The organism is Micromonospora sp. CB01531, from assembly GCF_001905095.1.
Classification (GTDB): domain Bacteria; phylum Actinomycetota; class Actinomycetes; order Mycobacteriales; family Micromonosporaceae; genus Micromonospora.
Window position 1 is genome coordinate 31417 of sequence record NZ_LWLS01000093.1, and the last position, 25153, is coordinate 56569.

Annotated in this window: 26 protein-coding genes and 1 pseudogene; 10 read left to right on the forward strand and 17 right to left on the reverse strand. The window is 71.1% G+C overall.

Translation table 11 applies throughout. The features are described 5' to 3' along the window. Positions 1-100: 100 nt before the first annotated feature. Positions 101-1423: a radical SAM protein gene (locus A6A27_RS27945; protein ID WP_073837626.1), complete on the reverse strand. Its 1323-nt coding sequence runs from the start codon at positions 1421-1423 to the stop codon at positions 101-103. Positions 1424-1604: 181 nt separating this feature from the next. Here A6A27_RS27945 and sodN point away from each other — a divergent pair, with 181 nt between their 5' ends. Beyond that, positions 1605-2009, forward strand: a complete 405-nt coding sequence (sodN, locus tag A6A27_RS27950; protein ID WP_073837627.1) for a superoxide dismutase, Ni — start codon at positions 1605-1607, stop codon at positions 2007-2009. 110 nt (positions 2010-2119) lie between these two features. Here sodN and A6A27_RS27955 read toward each other — a convergent pair whose 3' ends face one another. Beyond that, positions 2120-2542 (reverse strand): DUF6223 family protein, encoded by a 423-nt coding sequence (locus tag A6A27_RS27955; RefSeq protein ID WP_073837628.1) that lies wholly within the window; start codon positions 2540-2542, stop codon positions 2120-2122. Positions 2543-2868: 326 nt separating this feature from the next. On the opposite strand from A6A27_RS27955, the gene A6A27_RS27960 reads away from it, so the two are divergent. Next, the gene (locus A6A27_RS27960; RefSeq protein WP_241825499.1) at positions 2869-3534 is read left to right on the forward strand and encodes an ElyC/SanA/YdcF family protein; all 666 of its coding nucleotides are present in this window, start codon (positions 2869-2871) and stop codon (positions 3532-3534) included. A 65-nt stretch (positions 3535-3599) separates the two neighbouring features. On the opposite strand, the gene A6A27_RS46920 is transcribed toward A6A27_RS27960, so the two are convergent. The 11 genes from A6A27_RS46920 to A6A27_RS28005 form a co-directional block, all read right to left on the reverse strand. Continuing rightward, positions 3600-3731, reverse strand: a complete 132-nt coding sequence (locus A6A27_RS46920; protein ID WP_274534594.1) for a hypothetical protein — start codon at positions 3729-3731, stop codon at positions 3600-3602. Next, positions 3728-3946, reverse strand: coding sequence for a hypothetical protein (locus tag A6A27_RS27965; protein ID WP_073837630.1), 219 nt, complete (start codon positions 3944-3946; stop codon positions 3728-3730). The genes A6A27_RS46920 and A6A27_RS27965 overlap by 4 nt, the downstream gene beginning before the upstream one ends. Beyond that, on the reverse strand, positions 3943-4122 hold the full coding sequence (locus A6A27_RS46325; RefSeq protein ID WP_241825500.1) for a hypothetical protein: 180 nt from the start codon (positions 4120-4122) through the stop codon (positions 3943-3945). Before A6A27_RS46325 ends, A6A27_RS27965 begins: the two co-directional genes overlap by 4 nt. Then, a complete protein-coding gene (locus A6A27_RS45205; protein ID WP_198940483.1) occupies positions 4119-4493 on the reverse strand; it encodes a hypothetical protein in 375 nt (124 codons plus the stop codon). The genes A6A27_RS46325 and A6A27_RS45205 overlap by 4 nt, the downstream gene beginning before the upstream one ends. A 133-nt stretch (positions 4494-4626) precedes the next feature. Next, a complete protein-coding gene (locus A6A27_RS27975; RefSeq protein ID WP_073837631.1) occupies positions 4627-5817 on the reverse strand; it encodes a helix-turn-helix domain-containing protein in 1191 nt (396 codons plus the stop codon). Between the two features lie 101 nt (positions 5818-5918). After that, positions 5919-6758 (reverse strand): aminoglycoside 6-adenylyltransferase, encoded by an 840-nt coding sequence (locus tag A6A27_RS27980; protein ID WP_158074086.1) that lies wholly within the window; start codon positions 6756-6758, stop codon positions 5919-5921. A gap of 66 nt (positions 6759-6824) precedes the next feature. Then, positions 6825-8642: an acyl-CoA dehydrogenase gene (locus A6A27_RS27985; RefSeq protein WP_073837633.1), complete on the reverse strand. Its 1818-nt coding sequence runs from the start codon at positions 8640-8642 to the stop codon at positions 6825-6827. 196 nt (positions 8643-8838) lie between these two features. Further along, on the reverse strand, positions 8839-10668 hold the full coding sequence (locus A6A27_RS27990) for a CocE/NonD family hydrolase (RefSeq protein WP_073837634.1): 1830 nt from the start codon (positions 10666-10668) through the stop codon (positions 8839-8841). A gap of 110 nt (positions 10669-10778) precedes the next feature. Beyond that, positions 10779-11951, reverse strand: coding sequence for an alanine--tRNA ligase-related protein (locus tag A6A27_RS27995; protein ID WP_073837635.1), 1173 nt, complete (start codon positions 11949-11951; stop codon positions 10779-10781). A gap of 337 nt (positions 11952-12288) precedes the next feature. Then, positions 12289-13890, reverse strand: a complete 1602-nt coding sequence (locus tag A6A27_RS28000) for a glycosyltransferase family 2 protein (protein WP_073837636.1) — start codon at positions 13888-13890, stop codon at positions 12289-12291. Beyond that, the gene (locus A6A27_RS28005; RefSeq protein WP_073837637.1) at positions 13887-15266 is read right to left on the reverse strand and encodes a glycosyltransferase; all 1380 of its coding nucleotides are present in this window, start codon (positions 15264-15266) and stop codon (positions 13887-13889) included. The genes A6A27_RS28000 and A6A27_RS28005 overlap by 4 nt, the downstream gene beginning before the upstream one ends. Positions 15267-15592: 326 nt before the next feature. Between A6A27_RS28005 and A6A27_RS28010 the strand changes: the two genes are divergently transcribed. Genes A6A27_RS28010 through A6A27_RS46925 form a run of 3 tightly spaced genes read left to right on the forward strand, consistent with a single transcriptional unit; the run spans position 15593 to position 17935 of the window. Next, complete coding sequence (locus tag A6A27_RS28010; protein ID WP_083672937.1) at positions 15593-16657, forward strand: glycosyltransferase family 2 protein; 1065 nt, start codon at positions 15593-15595, stop codon at positions 16655-16657. Between the two features lie 10 nt (positions 16658-16667). After that, positions 16668-17810 carry a glycosyltransferase gene (locus A6A27_RS28015; RefSeq protein WP_073837638.1) on the forward strand — a complete coding sequence of 381 codons (1143 nt, stop codon included), beginning with the start codon at positions 16668-16670 and terminating at the stop codon, positions 17808-17810. After that, positions 17807-17935: a hypothetical protein gene (locus A6A27_RS46925; protein ID WP_274534595.1), complete on the forward strand. Its 129-nt coding sequence runs from the start codon at positions 17807-17809 to the stop codon at positions 17933-17935. The genes A6A27_RS28015 and A6A27_RS46925 overlap by 4 nt, the downstream gene beginning before the upstream one ends. 4 nt (positions 17936-17939) lie before the next feature. Here the strand turns inward: A6A27_RS46925 and A6A27_RS28020 are convergent, their stop codons facing one another. Both A6A27_RS28020 and A6A27_RS28025 read right to left on the reverse strand, forming a co-directional pair. Beyond that, positions 17940-19079: a fatty acid desaturase family protein gene (locus tag A6A27_RS28020; RefSeq protein ID WP_073837639.1), complete on the reverse strand. Its 1140-nt coding sequence runs from the start codon at positions 19077-19079 to the stop codon at positions 17940-17942. Between the two features lie 15 nt (positions 19080-19094). After that, positions 19095-20177 carry a ferredoxin reductase gene (locus A6A27_RS28025; protein ID WP_073837640.1) on the reverse strand — a complete coding sequence of 361 codons (1083 nt, stop codon included), beginning with the start codon at positions 20175-20177 and terminating at the stop codon, positions 19095-19097. Between the two features lie 83 nt (positions 20178-20260). On the opposite strand from A6A27_RS28025, the gene A6A27_RS28030 reads away from it, so the two are divergent. The 5 genes from A6A27_RS28030 to A6A27_RS28050 all read left to right on the forward strand — a co-directional run bounded on the left by A6A27_RS28030 (position 20261) and on the right by A6A27_RS28050 (position 24599). Further along, positions 20261-21478 carry a PucR family transcriptional regulator gene (locus tag A6A27_RS28030; RefSeq protein ID WP_073837645.1) on the forward strand — a complete coding sequence of 406 codons (1218 nt, stop codon included), beginning with the start codon at positions 20261-20263 and terminating at the stop codon, positions 21476-21478. A 50-nt stretch (positions 21479-21528) separates the two neighbouring features. Then, the gene (locus A6A27_RS28035) at positions 21529-21972 is read left to right on the forward strand and encodes a helix-turn-helix domain-containing protein (protein ID WP_073837641.1); all 444 of its coding nucleotides are present in this window, start codon (positions 21529-21531) and stop codon (positions 21970-21972) included. Between the two features lie 24 nt (positions 21973-21996). Beyond that, entirely contained in the window at positions 21997-22428 is a 432-nt protein-coding gene (locus A6A27_RS28040; RefSeq protein WP_073837642.1) for a VOC family protein, read from the forward strand. A gap of 173 nt (positions 22429-22601) precedes the next feature. Then, entirely contained in the window at positions 22602-23192 is a 591-nt protein-coding gene (locus A6A27_RS28045) for a dihydrofolate reductase family protein (RefSeq protein WP_073837643.1), read from the forward strand. Between the two features lie 333 nt (positions 23193-23525). Beyond that, entirely contained in the window at positions 23526-24599 is a 1074-nt protein-coding gene (locus A6A27_RS28050) for an IS110 family transposase (RefSeq protein WP_073837644.1), read from the forward strand. A 27-nt stretch (positions 24600-24626) separates the two neighbouring features. Here A6A27_RS28050 and A6A27_RS46930 read toward each other — a convergent pair whose 3' ends face one another. After that, complete coding sequence (locus tag A6A27_RS46930; RefSeq protein WP_274534596.1) at positions 24627-25040, reverse strand: IS3 family transposase; 414 nt, start codon at positions 25038-25040, stop codon at positions 24627-24629. After that, positions 24965-25153, reverse strand: a pseudogene (locus A6A27_RS45210) (hypothetical protein); the annotation flags it as partial. The gene A6A27_RS46930 and the pseudogene A6A27_RS45210, both read right to left, overlap by 76 nt.

Below are 25153 nucleotides of genomic sequence, written 5' to 3' on the forward strand. Positions count from 1 at the left end.
AACCTATCGCGACCACCGCGTCCGGCCCCATCCCTGAGCAGGGGACGGCCCATGGCGCGACCGGCGGGCGGCGCTGGGCCCGCGACCAGCCGATCGCGGGCTAGGCCGGGTCGGCTTCGGGTTCGCCGGGCAGACTGTCCATGAACGAGCTGACCGAGAAGACCGCTCGCCCGGGGCCGGCCGGGCCGTAACCCGGCGGGCTTGACAGGCCGTTGGCCTCCATCACCGCCCGGTACACCTCCAGCAACCGGACGTGGTACTCCAGCGGCGCGCCCTGCGGATTGGTCCGGCCGAGCGGCGTCGTCGGCTCCGGGCACCAGGTGGTGAACCGCGGCGTGATGCCGCGGGACATAAAGTACTGCAAGCCTTCGGCGGTGGAGTCGATCGCCTCGTCCACGGTCGTGAAGCCGTGCGGGGCAGCCATCTCGACGCCCGCCACGAAGTTCGGGATGACGTTGCGCGGGCCGAAGACCTCGGCGGAGTCGAGGATGCGGCGATGCCACTCCTCGCGGCCGACGTAGCGCTCCTTGCCGGGGCAGTAGAGCTCGAACAGCCGCTTGTCCCACACCTCGTAGTTGGGGTGGTAGATCTGGATCCCGTAGTCGCGGAAGCGCTGCACGTCGGCGCGGGGCAGGGCCTGGGCGACGACCTTGCCGATCCACCGGCCCGGAAAGCGTTCCTCGATCGCCTGGGCGTACCGGCCGTAGAAGTCCGCTTCGGCCAGCCCCCCGACGTGGGAGGTGATGCTGCCGCCGGTGAGGGTGTACGCCTGGGAGGCCTTCTCAGTGTCGTGCTTGTCGATGATCGCCAGGGCCTCGAGGACCTCGTCGACCGGCTTGACCCCGGTGTACGGGCGGCCGGCCGCCTTGTGCTGGCGCCAGTTGTGGTTGATGTCGCAGTACTGGCACTCCTCCTTGGCGCCGAAGTACTGGCAGACCCGGAAGGCGGTCAGATAGATCAGGTAGCCCCACTGGATGGTCGGGGCGACCTCCATGACCGATTTGCCGTTGGCGAGGGTGTGCCGGTAGTAGTCCGGCATCGGCGGGAGCCCGACCTCGGCGATCGGCCGGTCGTCGAGGAACAGGCGCAGCCGTCCCTCGTCGTCGCTCTTGACCCGGTACGGCGAGCCGGGGTTGGTGCGGACCGACACCACGGTGCGGCGCAGCCCATACGGCCCGCCGGTGAGCACGATCTCCTCCGGCGGCCGCCGCAGTGCGGCAGTGCCCAGCTCAGGCAGCGTGCGGTGGTCGAAGGAGAAGATGAAGTACGACTTCGGCTTGACGTCGCCGTGCTCGTTGTCGGTCAGGGCCGAGTCGTCGAAGGCCAGACCGCCGCGCAGCAGGTCCTCCTTGATGACCGCCTCGCGCGGCACGTGCGGGAAACGGCTCATCAGATCTTCGACGAGATCGGTACGCGATGCCATGCACTCTCCTGAGCAGGGTTTTCGAACGGCCCCAACGGTCACAGCACCCTTCAAGGTATCTCCCCCGCCCCCGCCGGGTCCGCCGATGGTGACGTGACGAACGTCCTGCTGATCTTGCGTTGACCTGAAGTGGGGTGGAGGTTTTAGCGTTCAGCGGTACCACTCGGAGAAAGGGAGCCCCATGCGACTGTCACGCTTGTTCACTCCGCGCACCGTGGTGAGCGCTCACTGCGACCTGCCGTGCGGGGTCTACGACCCGGCGCAGGCGCGCATCGAGGCCGAGTCGATCAAGGCCATCGCCGAGAAGTACCAGGCGAACGAGGACCCGGAGTTCCGTACCCGGGCTCTGATCATCAAGGAGCAGCGGGCCGAGCTGGTCAAGCACCACCTGTGGGTGCTGTGGACCGACTACTTCAAGGCGCCGCACTTCGAGAAGTACCCGCAGCTGCACAGCCTGTTCAACGAGGCGACCAAGCTGGCCGGCGCCGGCGGCGCGAAGGGTTCCCCGGACCCGGCCGTGGCCGAGCAGCTGCTCGCGAAGATCGAGGAGATCTCGAAGATCTTCTGGGAGACCAAGCAGGCCTGACCGCCGCTGACCCGCCCGGCGTCACGACAGCAGAACGCGTGCACGCGGGCCGCCGGGCTGGTCAGCACGGTGCGGGACGGTGTGGGCGGTCGGCGAACCGGTGTTGCGGGTCAGCCGATGCGGCGGGAGCGGGCCAGAGTCAGCCCACCGAGGCCCACGCCGATCAGCCCCACCAACAGGGCCACGACACCCCCGCCGAGCCCGTTGCCGGTGCCGAGACCACCGTCGGCGGTGGCCACGACCAGCCCACCGATGACCATGCCGACAAGCCCCAACGCCAGGGCCCCGATGGCCCCGCGTCGCCCGCTGCCGCCGCCGATCCGACCGGCAGAGCGGGCCATGGCCAGCCCACCGAGGACCACGCCGGTCAACGCCAGCACGGCGGCCACGATGGCCCCGATCCGCCCGGGGCTCAGGGTGTAAGCACTGACGGCGGCCGGTTGGACCGCACCATGCGCGGCCGCCGGTTCGGCGAGCCCAGCTGCCCCGAGCATGGCGGTGTTGGCGGCGGCAAGCAGATGGCGGACGGACATCGGGGATCCCTTCGCTCGCATGACGGGTACAGACGGCAGCGCATGTACCGGCAAGGCCACGAGTCGTCGTGCCAGAGTTGCGATGACCTACCACCCGGGACGTACGCCGCTCGCGGTCTCCTACGCCCGTTGTCTCGCCCGGCCGCCCACGTCAGCGCGATCCCTCCGCCGCAATGGGAAGTGCTTGGGCCCATGGCTTCGACGAGGGCTGGAAGGATCGCAGGCATGATCTCCGACGATCTGGCGTCCCTGTTCCTACGCACCGGCCCGCACGACGACGCGGCCCGGACGGTCCGGTGAATCCCCACCAGCCGGCCCCTCGGGTGGTGGCGGAAGAGGATCTGGCCGGCTTCACCGCCGGCCAGCTTCTGGAGGTCCTGAAAACCCTCACGGTGATCCTGGCCCTGCCCCAGTCAGCCGCCAACCACGTGGACGCGCTCGTGGTAGCCACCGGTCAGGGCGAAGAATGGCGTCTCACTCATGCGATCCGCAGCTGGGAGGCGAACCCGACGCTCCGCCACCTCTTGGTGGCGAACGGGAACCCGGATGAGGAGACCTACGTCGAGATCACGCTCGACTACCTGCGGAGCCTCGGCCTTCGTCGCACCAATGGCGTCCACCTCCAAGCCGAGCCGGCACCCAACACCGGCTTGCAGGCCACGTGGATCGTCAACCAGGTCCGAGCCCGCGGCATCACCAGCCTCGCGCTCGTTGTCTCCCCGTACCACCTGACCCGCGTCTACCTCACGATTCTCAAGGCCTTCACCACGGCTGGATCTCGCATCCCCATGATCCCGCTCCCCGCGGCCGTCTCCCCTGACAAACCCGTCCCGGAAACCGGAGCGACCGCCTACGACCTCGTACCCGGCGAGATCAAACGCATCCTCAACTACATGGACAACGGATGGGTCGCCACACCCGAGGAAGTGCAGCAGTACCTACAGTGGCTTTGGAGCCACCACAGCGCCCTGCTCGTCACGAGCCCGACCTGAGGCAGTCGTAGACCGTCCGGCAGCGCGGCCATCACACGAGCCGCTGCAGGCGTACCTTCGGACGCTCATGTCTCCTGCTTGTGCTGGCGGACCTGCTCGTCCCAGACCTCCTGGTCGTACTCGGGGCCGGGCGGGATCCACCGGTGGGAGCCGCCGCTGTAGTGGAACCTCTCGTCGCCCGGCCGCGGGATGCTCACCGCAGCCAGCCGAGGAAGCGCCGATGCAACGTGCCGGCGGGCGCCCAGCTCAGATCCGCGGTGGCCCGGACGAGCTGCGCCCCCATGTAGAGCGCCAGCGACACCGGGGCATCCGCAAACTCCGCCCGCAACTCCCGCCGCCGGGTCACGCACGGCCATGGCGCCCCGCAGCCACCGCAGCTCCAGATCGGCAGCACCGGCCCGTGGGTGGTCACGCGCGAACCCGCAGGAAACGCGCGGTGACGGCCCAAGCCTGCCGGCTGGTCGCCCACGCCACCTGCCAGCACGGGTACGGAGTAAACCGCGACCACCACGCCCGGCACCCGACACACATCCCGTCGAGCCCACGCACGTGCACGGCAAGGATCACCTGCTCCTGCTCGTCGTTCACTCGGCGTCTCCCTGCGGCCAGTGACCCCGGTTGATCGGAATCCGGTGACGGGCACGGCAGGGCAGGTCAACGCCGCAGCGACAGACCCGCCGCCACCTCCGCCAGGACCAGACCGGCCGATGGCGCCGAACGAGGGTCAGCGCCACCGCGAGCAGGTACTCCTCGTACGCGACGCGTTGTCTGCGTGGTGCCGAGAGGTCATCACACGTGGAGCGACGCCACCGCCGCTCCGGCACCGCCCGGGTGATCTCCTCGACCGGCATCCGATCCGCCTCGGCGAGGGCAAGGAGCCGCCGCTTCGCCGCCTCCCGCTGGGCCGCCTGGATTTGCTCGCCCCTGCTCTGCCTGGCGGCGTCGTCCCGGCCACCCATCCCCACCTCCACTGGTAGCGGCGCGAGGTCAGCCCGTGAGAAGACGTGACTGCGTCGCACCCGGCCAAGGGAGGCGACTGCCTCACCCGAACCGGACACTAGAGAGGATTGGTGATGGCGTAATTACCGGCGGTTATGGCGCCAGGTTGATGCCCAACCGGCCGGCCAGCAACCGAAGTTCGTTCGGGACGGCCCGCCGCTTCGCCCGCTGCGCCATCGCCACGACGGCGTCCTGGGCAAGGGGATTCAGCGCGAACGGCACCGGCGCGGCCTGCTCCGCCCGCACGAACGCCCCCAGCGCCTCAGCGTCCCGGCGGCCGGACTCAGCCAAGGCACGACCGAGGTCGAGCCAGTACGACATCTGGCGATTCGACACCGCGAGGACCTGCGGCCGAACCGTCCCGGACAGCTCGATCACCCGGCCGGGCTCACCCAGCTCCGCCGCGATGGACATCTCCCACAGCCCCACGTTCGTCGGCCCGAACCCGCAGCCGTTGAAGCCGGCACCGTCCGGCGGATCCCCGAGGGTCGCCGCCTCACGGGCCGCCTCGGAGAGATGATCGCGGGCGACGTCAGGCCGCCCGCTCACCGTCGAGGCCAGCGCGGCCGAGAGGTGCAGCTGACCGAGCATCTGCCGGACCCGCCCATCGGCGGCGGCGTCCTGAAGCTCAGCCAGCGACCGGTCGGCGGCCCTGGCGGCCAGTGGCGCGGACTCGATCGGCAGGCTCTGCGCGTACGCGAACCGGGACGCCCCCAGCCACGCCGGCTCCTCGACGTCCTCGGCGGCGGCCACCGCGACCCGCGCGGCGTTGAGCGCCAGGTGCCGGTAGCCGAGGTGCCGCAGGCATGTCGAAGCCTGGTACGCCACCTGCGCGAGCACGGTCCCCCCGACCGCAGCGGCGTCCAACAGCAGGTCCGGAAGCAGCCGGGCCATCGCCGGATAGTTGGAGCGGTTGCGAAGCTGGTCGCTGCGGGCGATGTCGGCAGCCAGCTCATCCCTCGTCCGGGTCAACGGCCTGCGCTCGCCATCCTCGATCTCGATGAGAGCAGACCAGATCGCCGGAACGCACTCGGCGGCGCGCTCCCTCGCCGGGTCGCCCGGTTCGGTGCCCTGACCAAGCAGGTCAGCCACCGTGACCTGCAGCGCGGCGGCAATGGCCACCAGGGTAGAGCGGCGGTCGATGGTCTTGCGGCCGGACTCGACCTGCGAGATGTACGACTGGCTGACGCCGGCGAGCCCAGCGAGGACGGCTTGACTCATCCCGCTACGGCGCATCCTCCAGTACCGAATGCGGGCACCGATCGTGTCGGTCTTCCTAGCCATAGCTTCGCCTGCTTCCCAGGTGGACGACTGGGACTGCGGCGCCAGGCCACGCCCTGGCAAGCCGCCACTCGGACGGTACACCGCCTGGGCCGCATCACGGTCTACGCGAGTACTGCCCGCAGGTGCTCCCGGATCTCGTCATGGGCAACGGTCAGCTCGAGGCCGAGACGCTCGGCGCACTCGCGCTCAAGTCGTTCAAACATGTCGGCAGTCGCCCACAGGGCGCGGGCGACGTCGATGGCGTCGTAGCCGGCAAAAGTGCTGCGGAGATCCAGGAGCGTTTGCTTGTCAGCCCACCGCTCCAGGAAGCGCCCTTCATGCCACACGTCGACCTGCGGATGCGATGCCTGCGTATGCCACGCGAGCAGCCTGACCAGCAACGCCTTGAGATAGCAGTCGCAGCTCTGCTTTGCGACCCAAACCTCGCCGCGTTGTAGCTTCTTGGCGGTCCACAGCGCGTGATACCAGAAGTCGTGTGTCAGGTGCCCGAACGCAGCGGCATCCGGCTGAGCCGACGGCATCGACGCACCGCTTGACGGGAGCGTCTCACCAAGGTTGAGCTTGTCGACCAGCACCCGGAACCCCCGGCCGAGCACATGGGCGACCTCAGGGCGGGTAACGATCTGCTGCGCCGGGCCTGCCGGCAACAGCGCGAAATCGACGTCCTGCCCAGTGTCGAAGAGCACCCGGCGCTCGACGAATCCGCCGACCGCAGTGGGTTCGGTAAAAGTCAGCAACGGTCGACCGAAAGCTGCCAACCAACTGCCGTCGGCCGCGTAGGCCATGGGATTGTCGACCATCAGGACGATGTCGATGTCGGACCACTGGTCCGCGGAAACCTCGACGCGGGCGTGAGACCCGACCACCAGCGCGGCATGGATGTCGTGTCGCTGCCGAGCCCACGCTGCGACAGCGGCCAGTAACCTCTCGATGTGCTCCACCACAGCAGCGTTCACGATCGCGGCCGCTAGTCACAACTGCTGTCCGTCAGCATCCTTCGCCGAAGGTCAGAACCAGCCCTCCCGCGTGTCCAACGTGGTCCGGTCCAGGCTGTCCAGCAGGTCGAACTGCGGCTCGGTCCGCGGCAGCTCGTACCGGAAGAAGTACCGCGCCGCCTGCCGCTTCCCCGCGAGAAAGTCGCCCTCCGCCCCCTCCTGGCTCCCCAGCGCTTCCACAGCGAGTAACTGCTCCAGCCACATCCAAGCGATCACCACGTGCCCAACGGCCTCGAGGTAGAGCGAAGCATTGGCCAGCGCCAACTCCGGATCGCCGGTCCCCCACAACCGGCGGGTCACCCTTGCGATCCGGTCGACCGCCGCACCGAGCTCAGCGGCGAGCACGGCCGCCTCCCCGTCGGCCTTCCAGGCCCGGCTCACCGTGGTCCGCACGGTCTCCAAAAGCAGGTTCAGCCCGGCACCGCCGCTCATGGCGACCTTCCGGCCGAGCAGGTCCAGTGCCTGGATGCCGTGCGTACCCTCGTGGATCGCGTTGAGCCGGTTGTCCCGCCAGTGCTGCTCGGCGTCATAGTCGCGGGTGTAGCCGTAGCCGCCGTGCACCTGGATGGCCAGGTCGTTGGCGGCCAGGCACCACTGCGACGGCCAGCTCTTGGCGATCGGGGTGAGCAGCTCCAGCAGCAGGTGGGCCCGGATCCGGTCGGCCTCGGTGTGGCCGGTCTTCTCCTCGTCGAGCAGCCGGCTGCAGTAGAGGATCAGCGCGAGCGCGCCCTCCACGTAGCTCTTCTGCGCCAGCAGCATCCGTCGGACGTCGGCGTGCGCCACGATCGGCACCTGCGGCGCGGTCGGGTCCTTGTCTGCGGCCGGCCGGCCCTGGGGGCGCTGGCGGGCGTACTGGACGGACTTGAGGTAGCCGGTGTAACCGAGGGCGGTGGCGCCGGCGCCGACGCCGATCCGCGCCTCGTTCATCATGTGGAACATCTGGGCGAGCCCCTGGTGCGGCTCGCCGATCAGGTAGCCGACCGCTCCGGGCCGCCCGTACGGCCGGTGCACCCCCTCGCCGAAGTTGAGCAGCGTGTTCGTGGTGCCCCGGTAGCCCAGCTTGTGGTTGAGCCCGACCAGCACCACGTCGTTGCGCGGGCCGAGCGCCCCGTCGGCGTCGAGCAGCACCTTCGGCACGATGAACAGCGAGAGTCCCTTCACCCCGGGCGGCCCGCCGGGGATCCGCGCGAGGACCAGATGGACAATGTTTTCGGCCAGCTCGTGGTCCCCGCCGGAGATCCACATCTTGGTCCCGACCAGCCGGTACGTCCCGTCGTCCTGCGGCTCCGCACGGGTGGTGATGTCCGCGAGGGAGCTGCCGGCCTGCGGCTCGGACAGGCACATGGTGCCGAAGAACCGGCCATCGACCATGGGCCGGACCCAGGTGTCGATCTGCTCGGCGCTGCCGTGGGTGAGCAGCAGGTTGGCGTTGCCGAGGGTGAGGAACGGGTACGCGGCGGTGCTGATGTTGGCGGCCTGGAACCAGGCGAAGCAGGCGGCGGCGACCGCGTGCGGCAGCTGCATGCCGCCGACGGAGGTGTCCATGGTGGCGGCCAGCAGCCCGGTCCGGGCGAAGACGTCCAGGGCGGCCTTGACCTGCGGGATGGTGTGCACGCGGCGCCCGTCGAAGGTGGGTTCGGCGGCGTCGGCGGCCTTGTTGTGGGTGGCGAACTGCTCGGCGGCGACCCGGGCGGAGAGGTCCAGCGCCGCGTCGAAGGTGTCCCTGGTGTGCTCGGCGTAGCGGGGCCGCTCGGTCAGCCGGGTCACGTCCAGCCAGTCGTAGAGCAGGAACGCCAGGTCGCGACGGGACAGCAGGGTGGACGGCGACATGGGGCTCCTTCCGTCGTACCGTCGCGGCGCAGCCCGGCGACGGTCTCTCGGAGGTCATCCTGGCTGATCGGGGCGGCCGGTGCACGCTCTGTCGCCGCCGGGTGTGCCGCGGCCGGGCCAGGCGATGTCGTCGGGTAGCTGGCGGCGTACGCCACTGCCCGGCACCCGCACAGGCGGGTGCCGGGCAGCCGCTTGGTCAGCCCTGCTTCGAGACGTTGAGCGGGAAGGTGGGAGTGCCGACGTTGGTGAGCGTGGTGGTGTTCGCCCTCACGTACGTGTCCAGGTAGGGCGAGCGGTCACCCTGAGTCGGCGAGTCGAACCGCGGGTCCTGCACCTCGACGACGAGCCGCGCGTCGGTGACGGTGATCGTCTCACCCGAGGGTACGGGCCGCCAGCCCCTTGAGGCGATGGTCCCGATCTGGACCCCCAGCTGGTGCCCCGGCTCGAAGGTCCAGTCAGTCGCCTTCAGTTCGAACGAGGTCGATCCACTGTGGTCCAGCACCGCGACGTTCTCGTTGAACATCGTCGCCTTGCCGTCCGGAGCGACGTCCCACAGCCGCACCCAGACGTTGCCCTGACCCCTGGTCTTCAGCGTGACCTCCGGCGAGCCTGTGATCCGCACCTGCTCCGAGGCGGGCGTGGACCAGGACCAGTAGCTGCTGCCGGGTGCGTCAGCGCTGAGCAGAGCCGTCTGGTCAGTCGTCAACGAGCCGGCCTCCGGCGTGTACTCGATGTCCCAGCCCGGAGCCTCTGGCGCCGCCATCGACCGGGCGGCCACCTGCGCGTTGCTGCCGTTGTCGATGTACTGCCCCGGCGACAGCCGCACCTGGTACGCGTCGTTGGTCACTGGCCAGGTCGGCTGGGCGCGCCAGTTGCCGAGGCTGTCCTCGATGGAGAACGCCGGGTCGGTCACCGACGGTTCGATGCCGCGCAGGTGCTCGTCGTAGAACCGCATCACCTCGTCGAACCAGCCCGCGCGTCCCATCTTGAGCTGGCCCTTGGCGTTGGTCTCGTTACCGCGCACGTGTTCCCACTGGCCGATCCAACCGCGTTCCGGGCCCTGGTGGTTGGCGAGGTACTTCTGCATCTCCTCGGGCTTGGTGTTGTCCTCGATGAAGCCCGACGTGACGAACAGCGGCGTCTGGGACCCGGCGGCGCGGGAGGCGAAATCACGGGCCCGCCAGAACGACGACTTCGGGTCGGGGTTCTGGGTGTTGGTGAGGTTGTCGCTCTCGCACTCGGGGTGAGTCTTCTCGTACTCGGCGTTCGCCTTGTAGTGGTCGCTCTCGTCGGCCAGCGGACGCATGGTCGCGATCGAGTAGTAGCTCCGCGGGGTGCTGGTCGCGTTGGAACGGGGCACCCCGTTGCTGTACAGGTAGTTGTACCTGTTCCACGTCGGTTCCTGGGAGACGATCGCCTGCAGTGGCTTGAGCTTGAGGGTGTTGGCTGCCAGCCCGGTGTTGGCGTCGTACGACTTGCCGTACATGCCCACCTTGCCGGTCGACCACGGCTGGCTCGCCGCCCACTCGACGGCCGCCTTGATGTCGGCCTGCTCCCCCGGGCCGAGGAAGTCCAGGCACCCGGTGCTGCCACCGAAGCCGCGCAGGTCGACCATCACGAAGGTGTATCCACGCTCCATGAGCCGCGCGCCGTCGATGAGGTCCTGAAAGCGCGCCGACGGCCCGACCCGGTCCCATCCCGCGGGGGCAGTCTCCCCCGCGTGCGAGAAGTACGGACCCACCGACAGGATCACCGGGGTCTTCGCATCCGCCGGCAGGTTTGCCGGGCGCAGGACGTCGGCGTGCAGCTCGACGTCACTGCCGTCCGAGGACGGGAAGTACGCCTCCGTCCACGCCGCCCCCACGGGAACCCGTGGGTTCTCCTCATGGGTGATCGGGGCATCAGCTGTCGCAGCCGCCGGAGCGGCCTGTGCCGCCGTGGGTAAACCGCCCGCGGTGAGGCTCGTGATGATGGCCAGCGCACCGGCCGCCGCGACGGGCGACACCACCTTCCTCCGAAGGTTCATCCTCCACCACCTAACTCCAGACGACGTCGTCCGGTCAGCCATCGAGGCTAACGATCTTCGCCCGACTTGAACCCCGAGTTATCTTCCCGTGTCCTTTTGTTCGGGTCAGGTCAGCCGGTCTCGGTGAGCAGGCCGTCGACCAGCTCGCGGGGCAGCCCGTGGGTGTCGTGCAGCCAGTGGTAGTCGCGCTCGCTCAGCGGCCCGCGCCCGCGGAGCCGGTCGACCAGCGGGCGGCCCCGGCGCAGCAGCCCGCGGAAGCGCCGCTCCTCGTCGAGGAGCACCGCGCGCAGCGGCGCCACCTCCGCCCGCTGCCGGAACCGGCGCAGCGTGTCCGCGTACGCCTCGACGGGCAGTTCGGTCAGGCCGCGGCCCGCGTCGTCCCGCCACAGCACGGTGAGCGCCCGCCGGATGAGCCGGCGCAGCACGTAGCCGCGCCCGGTGTTGCCGGGGCGTACGCCGTCGCCCAGCACGACCACGGCGGAGCGCAGGTGGTCGGTGACGACCCGCAGGTCCGGCCCGTCCAGCGGCCACCGGTCGCGGACCGCGTCGACCCAGGGGCGCAGACCGTCGCCCTCGAAGACCGACCGGCCGCCGCGCAGCACCATCTCCAGGCGTTCCAGCCCCATCCCCGTGTCGATGCTGGACATCGGCAACGGGGTCAGCCGGCCGTCGTCGTGCCGGTGGTAGCGCATCTGGACGTGATTCCAGACCTCCAGCCACCGGTCGTCGGTGCTCGGCGTGCCGGTGGGTGGCCCGTCGCCGGTCCACACGAAGATCTCCGAGTCGGGCCCGCACGGGCCGGTCGGCCCGTTGTCCCACCAGTTGTCCACACCGGTTGCCTCGACCGGTACGCCCAGCTCCGTCCAGGTCGCCCAGGCCGTCTCGTCCGGGCCGGCCTGCTCGTCGCCGCCGAAAACGGTCGCGTGTAGCCGTCCCGGATCGATGCCGAAGCCCGCGGTGAGCAGCTCGTGCCCCCATTGGAGGCTGGTCGCGATGTCGTAGTCGCCGAGCGACCAGGAGCCGAGCATGTCGAAGACGGTGAGGTGGGTGCGGTCGCCGACCTCGTCCAGGTCGGTGGTGCGCAGGCAGCGCTGCACGTCGACCAGCCGCCGGCCGCCGGGGTGGGGTCGGCCCAGCAGGTACGGGGTGAGCGGGTGCATGCCGGAGGTGGTGAACAGCACCGGGTCGCCCGGCGGCGGGATCAGGGAACTCTCCGGCGCGTCCCGGTGACCTCGGCGGTGGTAGTGGTCGAGGAAGATGTGGACGATCTCGTCGGGTGTCATGGCGTGGGCCTTCCGGGTCGGAGCGACCGGAAGGGTCCGCCGCGCGGTGGCGTGACACGACGACGCCGGCGGACCGTTTCCGGTCGCCGGCGAGGGAGTGAATCGGTCAGGCGGCGGCAACCGGCGAGCGGGAAGCTCGCGCGGCCGCGGCGGTGGTGCGCCTGATCTGCATGCTCCGACGGTAGCTTGTCCCAGCTGCCGCCGCCCACCCGATATTGCGGTTGGGCGACGGCGCTGTCCGGTCGGAAGGTCAGCCGGACCACCTGGGGTTCGTGGTCGGATACGACTTCGTCTACCCGCGACACCGGCTGATAGCGCTCGCCGGTCCAGACGGGCGCTACCGGATCGGGCGCAGGGTCCGGCGTAGCTGCGCGGCCACCCGGGCGGCGGTCACCGGCACCACCGAGATCATCAGCCGGCCGGACGCGTCGAGCACCGGCGTGACCACGTACAGCCGGGCGCCGCGCCGCCGTACCAGCGGCACCGTCGCGCGTACCCGGGGAGCGCGCACGGCGGCCGAGCCGGCCGCACCGGTGGCCGTCGCCGCGCCCGCCGCCCGGCCCGGGTCGAAGTCGCCGACCTGGGCGGAGACCGCCCGCCGCTGCCCGGTCGACCCGGTGCCGGCGAGCAGGTCGGTGGCGCGGAACCGGATCCGCAGCGTGGTGCCCCGCGCGCCCTGGTCGACGGTGGTGACCTCGCCCGGGATCTCTTCGGCGCTGACCGTCACCGGTTCCCCGCCTGCCGCGGCCAGGTCCGGCACCGGGCTGACCGCGGTGACGGTCAGCACCTTCTCGCCGCGCTCGTCGGTCTCCCAGGCCAGCGCCGTCGCGTCGAGCTTGGCGTACCAGTCGGGGACGGTGGTCACGTCGAAGCAGGCGTCCGGCAGGCCGCGGGCCGGGTCGCGGAAGCCGGGATAGGCGGCGTACCGCCGGTCACCCTCGACAACGGTCGCCGGCACGCCGGCACGCGCGTCCTGCCGGATCACCGCGAGCAGGTCGTCGAGCGCCCCGTCGCGGGTCAGCGCCAGCCGGATCCGGGTCTCGGCGTTGAGCTGGGCGGCGATCCCCTCGGTGAGGTGGGCGCGGACCAGGCGGCCGATGCCGTCGTGGACGAGCTGCTGGGTCTCCCGGTCGAGGCCGAGGAGGTCGTCCTCCAGCAGCTTGGCGATCTCGTGGTCGAAGCGGCGGGCGAGGACGGCGTCGCGCTGCCGGCCGGCCGGGATCAGCTCGGCGACGAAGGCGGTGGTCGCCTCGACCGTGCGCAGCCGGTCGGCGTGCCGGCTCAGGTAGGTGATGTTGGTGGCGCTGTGCCGGCGGACGGCGTAGTAGAAGTCGTAGTCGGCCAGCACCGAGATGCGCCGGGCCCGGTAGCAGGCCTCCAGCGTGAACGGCAGGTCGCTGCCGAGCGGCAGGTCCTCCCGGTAGCGGATGCCGTACTTCTCCAGCAGTTCCCGCCGGAACAGCTTCGTGTTGGCCAGCGAGCGCGGCAGCGGCGAGTCGAACAGGTCCACGTCGACCTGGGTACGGGCGAAGATGTCCTGGTAGATGTGGCGGCTGTTGACCCCCACCACCCGGCCCAGCACGACGTCGGACTCCCACGCGTCGGCCGCCTCGACCAGCCGGCGCAGGGCGTCGGGGCCGAGGTGGTCGTCGGCGCCGACGAAGAAGACGTACCGGCCGGTGGCCGCGTCCAGGCCCCGGTTGAACGGGGCGGCGGGGCCGCCGGAGTTGGCCTGGTGGATGACGGTGAACCGGCCGGGGTGGCGGGCGGCGTACCGGTCCAGTTCGGTGCCGCTGGCGTCGGTCGACCCGTCGTCCACGGCGACGATCTGGAGCCGGTCCGGGCCGATCGTCTGTGCCACCAGCGAGTCCAGGCAGCGGGTCAGGTACGGCATGGTGTTGTAGACCGCCACCACCACGCTCACGTCGGGGGCGTTCACCGCGCCTGCGCCTGCACGGTCGACTCCTCGGGGGACAGCAGCCGCCGGTAGAGGGCGTCCAACTTTTGCGCCTGCGCCTCCCAGGTCCAGCCGGGCAGCGGCGAGTCCGGCCCCGCGTAGGCGGCCCGGTAGCGGTCCGGGTCGGCGAGCACGGCACGGACGGCGCGGACCAGGTCGGCGGCGTCGCGGGCCCGGAACACCTCGCCCTGGCCGGTGGCCCGGACCGTGTCCGCCATCGTCCGCACGTCGCTGACCACGATCGGCAGCCGAGCGTGCGAGTACTCGAAGAACTTGGTGATCAGGGCGATCTCGTGGTTTGGCCAGTGGTGCAGCGGGATCAGCCCCACGTCGGCGTCGCTCAGGAACGCCACCAGCTGCCGGTGCGGCACGTACGGCACCGGGTGCACCCGGTCGGCCACGCCGAGCCGGGCGGCCCGGGCGGCGAGCTGTCGCACGTACGCCGCTGTGGGATCGCCCACGACCAGCGCCAGGTGCACGCCGGGCAGCCGGGGCAGCGCGTCGACCACGGTGTCCAGGCCGCGCTGCACGGCCATCGCGCCGCTGTAGACGAACAGCGGGGTGTCCCGGTCGACGCCGCAGAGCCGCCGCAGGTCAGGGGCGGGCTCGGTGTCGCCGGCCGGCTCGTCGGCGGTCGCCGGGGCGTTGAGCAGCACGGTTGGGCGCTCGGTCAGACGGTGGTCGCGCTGCAGCAGTTCGGCGAGCGCGTCCGAGACGGTGACCACCGCGTCGGCGTGCCCGACATACTCCCGCACGTACGCCAGGTGGGCGGGGAGCCAGCGGGCGTTGTCCCGCCGGGGCTTTGCGCCGGGGAGCCACTCGTGGGCGTCCCAGACCAGCTTCACCGGGCGGTCGGCGGCCCGGGCGCGCAGCACGGCGCGGGCGGCCACCCCGAGCATCCGGAAGTCGTGCGCGTGGATGAGGTCGGGCCGCAGCTCGTCGATGACCGGGCCGAAGAGCCGCTCGTACCCCCAGAGGCCGGGCTCCAGCCGCCGCCAGGCCCGATCGCCCTGCAGTGTCCGCCAGAGCAGGACCTGGCCGTGCTCGACCGGCCGGCGGGCCAGCCGGGCGGCGCGCAGGGGGAGCCCGCCGCGGCTGACCAGCCGCTGGCGCAGTCCGCGGGGGCCGGCCGGGCCGCCGGTCGGTCCGCCCATCGGCAAGACTCGGACGTGCGCCCGGCCGAGCCGCCAGTCCCGCTCGTCGTCGGTCCGGGCGCAGCCGAGCAGGGTCACGTCCCAGCCCGCGTCGGCCGCCGACCGGGCGGCCTTCTGCACCCGGGAGTCTCCCTCGACGGCGTTGTCGACGAGCATGACCACCCGGCCCCGGGGGACGGACGGCGCCGCGGCGTCGAGCTGCATGAACGATCGCTCCCATTTTCCGTCCGGCCGGTGCCCGGCGAGTGTACGGCAGGTTCGCCGCGCGGCAAGGCGACGGGCCGGGGCTGGTCGAATTGCGATGCAACTGCCGCCGTACCGGCCAATCCGTAGGGCTCTTACCTGGGAAGACACCAAAGATAGTCCGTTTCGGAAGCCGATTGGCACTCGTTGTTAACCCGGTGCACAGGTAGCGCCAATTAGCGTGCTCAGGACCATTCGGGGCGCACCTGTCCCGCGAATTCACCGACCCCGCCTGGTTCGACGGCGGCGAATACATCTCGAAGTCACGTACGAGTGGGCAGGTATTCATGACCCGTACACCTGACGTCAGCGTGGTCATTCCCACCTGCGACCGGCCGGACCTGGTGCTCCGCGCCGTCCGCAGCGCACTGGCCCAGACCGTGGACACCATCGAGGTCATCGTCGTGGTCGACGGCGCCGACGAGGCGACTCTGAAGGCCCTCGCCGCGGTGCCGGACGACCGGCTGCGGGTGGTGCCGCTGGCCGAGCGCGGCGGCGCCCCGAACGCCCGCAACGTCGGGGTCCGGGAGGCCCGGGCGGAGTGGACCGCCTTCCTGGACGACGACGACGAGTGGCTGCCGGAGAAGCTGGCGGTGCAGCTGGCGGCGGCCCGCAGCGCCGAGGCGCCGCTGCCGGTCGTGGCCAGCCGGCTGCTCAACCGGACCCCGCGGGCCGAGTTCGTGCTGCCCCGCCGGCTGCCCGAACCGGGCGAGCCGATCAGCGAGTACCTCACCGTGCGGCGCGGGCTGTTCCACGGCGACGGGTTCATCCAGACTTCGACCATCATGGCGCCGACCGAGCTGCTGCGCCGGGTCCCGTTCACCGTGGGCCTGCGCCGGCAGCAGGAGCTGGACTGGACCCTGCGGGCGGTCAGCCACCCGGACGTCGACCTCGTCATGACCGAGGAGGCGCTGGTCGTCTGGCACCAGGACGAGGATCGGCCGCGGATCAGCCTGCAGTCGCCGTGGGCGGCCCAGTTCGAGTGGCTCCAGGAGATCCGCCCGCTGCTCACCCCGCGGGCGTACGCGGCCCTGGCGATGAGCGTGATCAGCTCGATGGCGGCGACCACCCGCAGCTTCCGGGTGTTCCGGCTGCTGCTCGCCGAGGCCCGCCGGCACGGCCGCCCGAGCCTCATCGACTACGTGACCTACCTGCAGATCTGGCTGATCCCGCCGGACCTGCGGCACCAGCTGCGCGACCGGGTGCTCAACCGTCGCCGCACGGCGCAGCCGGCGCCGCAGGGCCCGGACAGCGGGGTGCCCGGCCCTCGCGCCGGCCACGCCGAGCCGACACCGTCGGTGGTCGGCGAACCGGAGCCGGTGGCCGGGTCCGGTGGCGGCGGACGGCAGTAGGGTCGCTCTCATGTCCCAGTCCAGGGCGGTGATCTGGCGCAGCCACCTGCTGCCCGGGTCGGAGACCTTCGTCCGCAACCAGGGTGACGCGCTTGCCCGCTGGGCGCCCCACTACCTGGGCGCGGTCAAGGTGGCATCCCCGCTGGCCCGGGACAGCGACGCCATCGCGTTTCCGGACGACCCGCGCGGCCGGGCCGAACTGCTGCGGCTCAAGCTCACCGGCCGGTCGGCCCGGCTCGACGCGGCCCTGGCGCGACTCGCGCCGGATCTGGTGCACGCCCACTTCGGCGGCGACGGCTGGCTGGTCAGCGGCAGCACGCGGCGGCTCGGCGTACCCCTGGTGGTGACCCTGCACGGGCAGGACGTGACCCGGCAGCCCGCGCTGCCCGGGGCGCGCGGCGCCCGCAACCGGCGCCACCTGCGCCAGGCGTTCGACCGGGCGGCGCTGGTCATCGCGGTGTCGGAGTTCATCCGCGACCGGGCGATCGCCCTCGGCGCCGACCCGGCGAAGGTCCGGGTGCACCACATCGGCGTGCCGATCCCGCCCCCGCCGGCGGCGACGCCGAAGCGGTGGGACGTCATCTTCGTCGGCCGGTTCGTGGCCAAGAAGGGCGTCGACGACCTGGTGGAGGCGGTGGGGATGCTGCCCGCCGCGCGCCGGCCCCGGCTGCTCCTCGTGGGCAGCGGACCGCTCGAGGCGCCGGTCCGGCGCCGCGCCGCCGAACTCGACCTGGACGCCACCTTCCTCGGCGCGCAGAGCCCCGAGGTGGTCCGCCGTCACCTCGCCGAGTCGCGGATCCTGGCGGCGCCGTCACGGACCGCCCCGGACGGCGACTGCGAGGGGCTGCCCACCACCATCCTGGAGGCGGGCAGCGCCGGCCTGCCGGCGGTGGCGACCTACCACAGCGGCATCCCGGAGGCGGTGCGGCACGGCGAGACCGGGCTGCTCAGCGCCGAACGGGACCGGACCGCGCTCGCCGCGCACCTCGACACGCTGCTCGGCGACGAGGCGCTGCGGTCCCGCCTCGGCACCGCCGCCCGCGCGCACGTCGAGACACACTTCGACCTGCACCGGCAGACCCGGCTGCTGGAGGAGCTGTACGACGAGGCGCGCTCCGGCCGTCCCGCCGGCGCTACGCGGATCGGGTCGTGACGCCGTCAGAACTCGTGGCCACCCGGTCACGGCGCGTCGGCGTACCGCTGGCCGCCCCGGTCGAGCGGGTGACCGGCCGGCCGCCGCGCACCGTCCGCCCGTGGGCCCTGGCCCACGCCGTCTGACTCGTCAGGCGCGGGCGGAGACGAGCGGCGCGGGCGCCACGGGCTCCAGACTCTTGCGGCGCCGGTTGGGGAACGACAGCCGGATGACCTTCCACCAGGCGGAGGCGACCTGCTTGGGCAGTGACCCGGTGGTGTAGCGCAGCCCGTAGCGGTCGAAGAGCGCCCGGACCTCGGGGGCGATCTCCCCGTAGCGGTTGCTGGGCAGGTCGGGGAAGAGGTGGTGCTCGATCTGGTGCGACAGGTTGCCGGCCATGATGTGCAGCAGCCGGCTGCCGCTGATGTTGGCCGAGCCGAGCATCTGCCGCAGGTACCACTCGCCCTTGGTCTCGCCCTCGATGGAGGTCTTCTCGAAGGTCTCCACCCCGCTGGGGAAATGCCCGCACATGATCACCGAGTGGCTCCACAGGTTGCGGATCAGGTTCGCGGTGAAGTTGGCGGCCAGAGTGGTGAGGAACGACGGGCCGGACAGCAGCGGGTACGCGATGTAGTCCTTGAGCACCTGGCGGCGAATCTTGCGGCCGACCGCCCGGGCGCGGGCCCGGAACTCGGGGCTCCGGTGCCCGCCGTCCTTCAGGTTCTTCCCCAGCTCCAGGTCGTACGCGGCGATGCCGTACTCGAAGAAGCAGGCGTTGAGGAGGTTGTAGAACGGCTGGCCGAGGTGGCCCTTGCTCCAGGGCTGGTCCTCGTCGACCCGCATGATGCCGTACCCGAGGTCGTTGTCCTTGCCGAGCACGTTGGTGTACCGGTGGTGCAGTTCGTTGTGCGAGTGCTTCCACTGCTCGGCCGGGGAGACGTGGTCCCAGTCCCAGGTGGTGGAGTGGATCTTCGGATCGCGCATCCAGTCCCACTGCCCGTGCAGGACGTTGTGGCCGATCTCCATGTTGTCCAGGATCTTGGCCACGGCGAGGCCGGCGGTGCCGAGGATCCAGGCCGGCGGGAACAGCGAGAAGAGCAGCACCGCCCGGCTGCTGAGTTCCAACGTCCGCTGGGTCTTGATGACCTTCCGGATGTACCGCGCGTCCCGCTCGCCCCGGTCGGCGATGACCCGGTCCCGGATCGCGTCCAGCTCCTTGCCGATGATCTCGATGTCCTCGGCGGTCAGGTGGGCGATCGGGTTGCGGGCCTTGTTCTGGATCGCGGTCATGTCGGTGGCCTCCAGTCAGAGTTCGATGTCGCAGGTACCGGCGGCCGCCGACACGCAGGTCTGGATGAGCACGCCGTCTCCGGGGACGGCGGTGGTGAGGTCGCCGTTGCGCAGGTCGCGCACGGCGCCCTGGCGCAGCGGGACGACGCAGCCGAAGCAGATCCCCATCCGGCAGCCCGACGGCATGAGCACCCCGGCGTTCTCTCCGGCGTCAAGGATGGGGGTGGCACCGTCGGCCTCGACGGTCACGCCGGCACCGGTGAAGGTCACCGCCCCGCCCTCCCCAGGGGAGATCACCGTCGGCCGGAACCGCTCGGTGTGCAGCCGGTCGGCCACGCCGCGGTCGGCCCAGTGCCGCTCGACGGCGTCAAGCAGGCCGACCGGGCCGCAGGCCCAGGTCTGCCGCTCGGCGTGGTCGGGCACGAGCTCGTCCAGCTCGGGTACGCCGAGCAGCCCGCCGGTGTCGGTGTGCCGCTCGATAAGCCGCAGCGCGCCCGTGGCGGCGAGCGCCCGCAGTTCGGCGCCGAAGATGGCGTCGTCCCGGCGGGGCGCCGAGTGCACCAGCACGACGTCGGCCCGGGCCGGCAGGCCGGCGCGGAGCATCGCCATGACCGGAGTGATGCCACTACCCGCGGTGAGGAAGAGGACTCGCTCGGGGGTCGCCGCGGGCAGCACGAAGTCGCCCTGTGCCTGGTCGAGCTGGACGATCGTGCCGGGCCGGACCCGGCGGACGAGATGGTTGCTGACCTTGCCGTCCGGGATCGCCTTCACGGTGATCGTGATCAAGCGGTCCCCGCCGCCCGGCACCGAGGTGAGCGAGTAGGCCCGCCACTGGCGCACCCCGTCGACGTCCACCCCGAGGCGCACGTACTGTCCGGGCAGGTGGCCACGCCAGCCGCGGCCCGGCTGGATGACCACGGTCGCCGCGTCCGGGGTCTCGGGACGCACCTCGACGATCCGGCCGCGCAGGGCGGCGCCGGCCCGCAGCGGCGCGACCAGGTCGAGGTAGTCCGCCGGCAGCAGCGGGGTGGTGACCGTCTCGGCCAGCCGCAGCAGCCGGCGCCGGAAGCTGACCTTCGGGCGGGCGGTTGTGGTCATGTGACCAGGGTGGCTACCCGATCGCATAACATCTTGTCCGACAAAGGTGAATTGACCACGGGTTTTTGTGCGGGGTGAACAAGATGTCGGACGAGGCGCGCCACGCCACCCACCTCGAACTGGACGAACGGGTCGCCTCCCGACTCCGCGACCGTCTGCCCGTGGTGGCTGAGCGGACGGTCAGCGCGATCACCGCTGAGGTGACCGCCTATTCCGGTGCCCTCACCGGCACGATGCGGGCGAAGATCGAGAATGCGGTACGCATCGCGCTGGGCACGTTCCTGCAGCTCATCGAGGGGGCGCAGGCCGCCGACCCGAGCACCCCGCTCGCCCCCGCGCTGGAAGCCGCGTACGCGCTGGGCAGCGGCGAGGCCCGCTCCGGGCGGAGCATGGACGCGCTGCTGGCCGCGTACCGGGTGGGCGCCCGGGTGGCCTGGCGGGAGGTGTCCGCCACCACCGTGCGCAGCGGGCTGGCCGCCGAGACGGTGGCCGAGTTCGCCGAGCTTATGTTCGCGTACATCGACGAGCTGTCGGCGGCCAGCGTGGCCGGGCACGCTGACGAGCTGGCCAGTGCCGGCCGGGCCCGCCGCCGCAACCTGGAACGCCTCACCCAGCAACTCCTGGCAGGGGAGCCGGAGGAGATCCTGCGCCGCAGCGCCGAGCGGGCCGACTGGCCGCTGCCGCAGACCCTCACCGTCGTACTGCTGCCCCGCCGCGACCTGCGCGCGGTGCTCGCCCTGCTCAGCCCGCACACCCTGGAGAGCGGCGAGGACCTGCCCGGGATGGACCCGGCCGAGGAGCTGGCCGTGCTGCTGGTGCCGGACATGCACGGCGGCCGGCGCCGCCAGCTCGCCCGGCTGCTGCCCGGCCACCGGGCGGTGCTCGGGCCGGCCCGGCCCTGGCACCGGGTCGCCGCCTCCTACCAGCGGGCCACGCGGGCGCTCGCCCTCGGCCTCGGCGAGCCGGACGCCGGCCCGGTCGACACCGAGCAGCACCTGGCCGAACTGCTGCTCAGCATGGACCCGGAGGGGCTGGCGGACCTGCGGGCCCAGGCGCTGCGCCCGCTGGCGGCGCTGCCCCCGGCCACCGCGCACCGGCTCGCCGAGACGCTGCGCTCCTGGCTGCTGCACCAGGGCCGGCGCGACGACGTGGCAGCCGACCTGTTCGTGCATCCGCAGACCGTCCGCTACCGGATGGGCAAGCTGCGCGAGCTGTACGGCGAGCGACTCCACCACCCGGCCACCGTCCTCGACCTCACGCTGGCCCTGGCCGTGCCGCCGACCCCGCCCGGAGCCGACTGAGGGGGCCGACCCGGCACCCTCGGCCGTCGGACCGCCTACCCTCGGTCCTGATGAGCACCGCGCCCCGTCGGGCCCCGGCCGACCTGCTGGTCCACCTGCGCCGGGCGCGCGATCACATGGACCGGCACTACGCCGAGCCGCTGGACCTGGCGGCGGTCGCCGCGGTGGCCGGGGTCAGCAAGTACCACTTCCACCGGCTCTTCACCGTCACGTACGGTCTGTCCCCCGCCGCGCACCTGTCCCGGCGGCGGATCGAACGGGCCCAGGACCTGCTGCGCAGCACCAACCTCACGGTCACCGAGGTGTGCCACGCCGTCGGCTTCACCAGCCTCGGCTCGTTCAGCAGCCGGTTCCGTGATCTCGTCGGGGAGGCGCCGAGCGAGTTCCAGCGCCGGTGGGCGGCGACCGGGGCACCGCACATCCCGGGATGCTTCCTGCTGATGTGGGGGCTCACCGAGCGACACCGCTCCGCAAGCGAGGAGAAGGCCGGCTGACCAGCCAGTTTTTAACCTGGTCGCATGATTACCAACATCTCGATCATCAGTGTGCTGGTCAAGGACATCGACGTGGCCAAGGCGTTCTACCTCGACGTGCTCGGGTTCGTCGAGCACACCGACATCACCGTCGGTGACGGCTCCTACCGCTGGTGCACGATCACGCACCCGAACCAGCCGGAGTTGCAGGTGCAACTGACCCTGCCCGGGCCGCCGTACTCGCCGGAGGTGGCGGCCACCCTGCGGCGCGCTCAGGACGAGGGCAGCCTGTTCGGCCTCGGGCTAGACGTGGACGACTGCCGCAAGACCCACGAGGAGCTGCGCGCCAAGGGCGTCGAGTTCATCCAGGAGCCGGCCGAGCGACCGTACGGGGTGGAGGCGGTCGCCCGCGACAACTCCGGCAACTGGCTGGTCCTGGTGGAACGCCACCGCTTCGACCCCGCCGCCCTGACGTGACCCAGGTGGCTTGCCGACCGCTACGAACTTGATGACGTGAACGATTCACCTTGATCGCACCGCCCTGGCGACGGCATCCGCGATCCATCCACGTCATCAAGTTCGTAGGCGCGTGCAGGGTACGGTTCCACCACATGCCGGTGCCCACACGCCACCACGCAGAAAGGGCTGGAATGGCGAGAGTGTTGCTGGATGTCACCATGTCGCTGGACGGCTTCATGGCCGGCCCTGACGTCAGCGTTGCCCACCCGATGGGCGTGGGTGGGCTCCGCCTACACGAGTGGATCTTTAACGCCTCGTCCGACGAGGTAGACGCGGAGATTCTCCGCGGGGTGCAGGCGGGCACGGGCGCGGTGGTGCTCGGCCGGCGGACGTTCGATGTCGGCATCGACATCTGGAACGACACCCCGTTCCCGGCACCCTGCTTCGTGCTGACCCACGACGCCGTCGCCGAGCGGATCGAGAAGAGCGGCACCTTCACCTTCGTCACCGGCGTCCAGGACGCCTTCGCCCGGGCCACCACCGCGGCCGGCGACCGCGACGTACGCCTGATGGGCGCGGAGGTCGGCCAGCAGTTCCTGGCCGCAGGCCTGGTCGACGAGATCCGCGTCCAGCTCGCCCCCGTGCTGCTCGGCGCGGGCCGCCGCCTGTTCGAGCACCTCGGCGACGCGCCCATCGAGCTGGAGCGGCTCGCCACGGTGGACTCGCCGTACGTCACCCACCTGCGCTACCGGGTCCGGCGCGACGCCGCCCCGCAGCCCTGACGAGCCGTTCCCGCCCCGGTGAGGGTCATGTAAGGACTCCGGTGCTTGATCAGCCCGGTGGTCCTAGGGTTGCATGAGCATCCCGGCTGGTTCGGTGGGTGGCGTTGAATGAGGGTCTGAGGGTTTCGCCTCGTCCGACTGATTGCCACTGCTGGCCTGGCCACGGATGCCCCGGATGAGGGAAGTGGGCCGGCCCTGTCGAGGTCGGGTCCGGTTGCAGCACATGAGTGGGAGCCGTCGTCAGGACGCTTTGCCTCCTTGGGACCGTGGCTGTAGGGATGCCCCTTGCTCGGGCCGCCGGAGTCGCGGTGACCGGCGAGCAGGAGGGCAGGGATGGTGCAGCGGCGGCTGGTGGGCATCGATCTGGGGATTGCTTCGGCGCACACGGTGCGGGTGCTGGACGAGGCTGGCCGGCAGGTGTGCCGCCGGCGGTGCGAACCTAGCGTGGAGAGCCTGTCCGCGATTGAGCAGGCAGCGTTGGCTGGCACCGTGGCCGGGACCCGCCTGGAGGTGGTGATCGAGCCCACCGGGCCGGCGTGGCTGCCGATCGCGGTGTTCTTCACCGCCCGGGGCCACACGGTGTTTCGGGTGTCCTCGGCCAAGGCGGCGGACCTGCGTCGCTTCCTGTCCCGGCACGCGAAGTCCAACAGCGTCGACGCCGAGACCCTCGCCCGGTTACCGCTGGTCGACCCCGACGGGATCCGGCCGCTGCAGCTGCCTACAGCTGAGCAGGCGGCGTTGGACCGGCGGGTGCGGGCCTGTGACCGGCTGACGATGGCCGCCTCAGAACACAAGGTGCGAATCAAGGACCTGGTCCGGCAGTTGATGCCGCTGACCCCGTTGACCGGGGACCTGGGCAAGGCCGACCTGGCGGTGCTGGCCCGGTGGGCTGACCCGCGGGTCCTGCTCAAAGTGGGACAGGCCCGGCTGACCTCGGTGATCGTGAAAGCATCACGCAATCACCAGGGCTCCGCCCGCGCACAGGAGTGGATCACCGCGGCCCGCGCCGCGGTCGACCTCTACGGCGACCATCCCGCGATCGCGTTTACCGACCTGGCCGCCGAAGTCGCCACCGAAGTGCGCCTACTCGCCGCCATCGACGAGGAACTAGCCGCCCACGCCGCAGCGCGCGAGGACGCCTACAGGTGGACCGACCCAGGTCAGCTGGCCCGCAGCCTGCCCGGCCTAGCCACCGTCGGCGGCCCGGTCCTGGCCACGGTCATCGGCGACGCCGCCAGGTTTCCCTCCGGCGCGCACTTCAAGTCCTACCTCGGCCTAGCGCCCCGCGCGTCAGAGACCGGCAACACCGACCGCAAAGGCCAACCCATGTCCAAGGCAGGATCCCGACTGGCCCGCGCCGCGTTGATCCGCGCCGCCGACCACGCCCGCAAACAAGACCCCCAATGAGTTCCCCCCGCTTTGATGGAGCGGTGGTTACCTGCTGCCAGCTGGTGCAGGGGTAGCGATTGTTGGTTCGGCCAGGTCGTGCTGGCGGGTGTGCCAGGCAGTTTCGTACTCGTCGGGGCTGAGGTAGCCCAGTTCCTTCTGGATGCGGCGGGTGTTGTACCAGCCGTCGATGTAGGCGAAGATCGCGTTCTCGGCCTCGTCGCGGGTCCGCCAGCTCGTGCGGTAGACGAGTTCGATCTTCAGCGTCGACCAGAAGTTCTCCATGAGCGCGTTGAGCGAACGAGTCGCCGACGGAGCCCATCGACGGCAGGATCCCGTTGTCCTGCAAGCGTTCCGCGAAGCGGAAGGACGTGTAGTTCTTAGGTTCAGGGGGTCGTTGCAACACCGGCTCGTTGGATCGATTCTAGGTGTTCGTCCAGGGCTTCTGCTGGCGTTCTCCACCCCAGAGACTTGCGCGGCCGGCTGTTTAGTGCGGCGGCGATGGCGCTGAGGTCGGTGATGCTGTGTCGTGATAGGTCGGTGCCTAATGAGTTCTGGGAGTGAGCCATCCGGCA

What these genes read in the sequence shown, in the direction of transcription:
- sodN (WP_073837627.1), top strand. Translation starts at nt 1,605, where the DNA reads ATGCGACTGTCACGCTTGTTCACTCCGCGCACCGTGGTGAGCGCTCAC.
- A6A27_RS28020 (WP_073837639.1), bottom strand. Translation starts at nt 19,079, where the DNA reads ATGACCGCGATCCAGAACAAGGCCCGCAACCCGATCGCCCACCTGACC.
- A6A27_RS28005 (WP_073837637.1), bottom strand. Translation starts at nt 15,266, where the DNA reads ATGCAGCTCGACGCCGCGGCGCCGTCCGTCCCCCGGGGCCGGGTGGTC.
- A6A27_RS28025 (WP_073837640.1), bottom strand. Translation starts at nt 20,177, where the DNA reads ATGACCACAACCGCCCGCCCGAAGGTCAGCTTCCGGCGCCGGCTGCTG.
- A6A27_RS28045 (WP_073837643.1), top strand. Translation starts at nt 22,602, where the DNA reads ATGGCGAGAGTGTTGCTGGATGTCACCATGTCGCTGGACGGCTTCATG.
- A6A27_RS28035 (WP_073837641.1), top strand. Translation starts at nt 21,529, where the DNA reads ATGAGCACCGCGCCCCGTCGGGCCCCGGCCGACCTGCTGGTCCACCTG.
- A6A27_RS27995 (WP_073837635.1), bottom strand. Translation starts at nt 11,951, where the DNA reads ATGACACCCGACGAGATCGTCCACATCTTCCTCGACCACTACCACCGC.
- A6A27_RS28030 (WP_073837645.1), top strand. Translation starts at nt 20,261, where the DNA reads ATGTCGGACGAGGCGCGCCACGCCACCCACCTCGAACTGGACGAACGG.
- A6A27_RS28010 (WP_083672937.1), top strand. Translation starts at nt 15,593, where the DNA reads ATGACCCGTACACCTGACGTCAGCGTGGTCATTCCCACCTGCGACCGG.
- A6A27_RS28015 (WP_073837638.1), top strand. Translation starts at nt 16,668, where the DNA reads ATGTCCCAGTCCAGGGCGGTGATCTGGCGCAGCCACCTGCTGCCCGGG.
- A6A27_RS27985 (WP_073837633.1), bottom strand. Translation starts at nt 8,642, where the DNA reads ATGTCGCCGTCCACCCTGCTGTCCCGTCGCGACCTGGCGTTCCTGCTC.
- A6A27_RS27955 (WP_073837628.1), bottom strand. Translation starts at nt 2,542, where the DNA reads ATGTCCGTCCGCCATCTGCTTGCCGCCGCCAACACCGCCATGCTCGGG.
- A6A27_RS27975 (WP_073837631.1), bottom strand. Translation starts at nt 5,817, where the DNA reads ATGGCTAGGAAGACCGACACGATCGGTGCCCGCATTCGGTACTGGAGG.
- A6A27_RS28040 (WP_073837642.1), top strand. Translation starts at nt 21,997, where the DNA reads ATGATTACCAACATCTCGATCATCAGTGTGCTGGTCAAGGACATCGAC.
- A6A27_RS28050 (WP_073837644.1), top strand. Translation starts at nt 23,526, where the DNA reads ATGGTGCAGCGGCGGCTGGTGGGCATCGATCTGGGGATTGCTTCGGCG.
- A6A27_RS45205 (WP_198940483.1), bottom strand. Translation starts at nt 4,493, where the DNA reads ATGGGTGGCCGGGACGACGCCGCCAGGCAGAGCAGGGGCGAGCAAATC.
- A6A27_RS27945 (WP_073837626.1), bottom strand. Translation starts at nt 1,423, where the DNA reads ATGGCATCGCGTACCGATCTCGTCGAAGATCTGATGAGCCGTTTCCCG.
- A6A27_RS27990 (WP_073837634.1), bottom strand. Translation starts at nt 10,668, where the DNA reads ATGAACCTTCGGAGGAAGGTGGTGTCGCCCGTCGCGGCGGCCGGTGCG.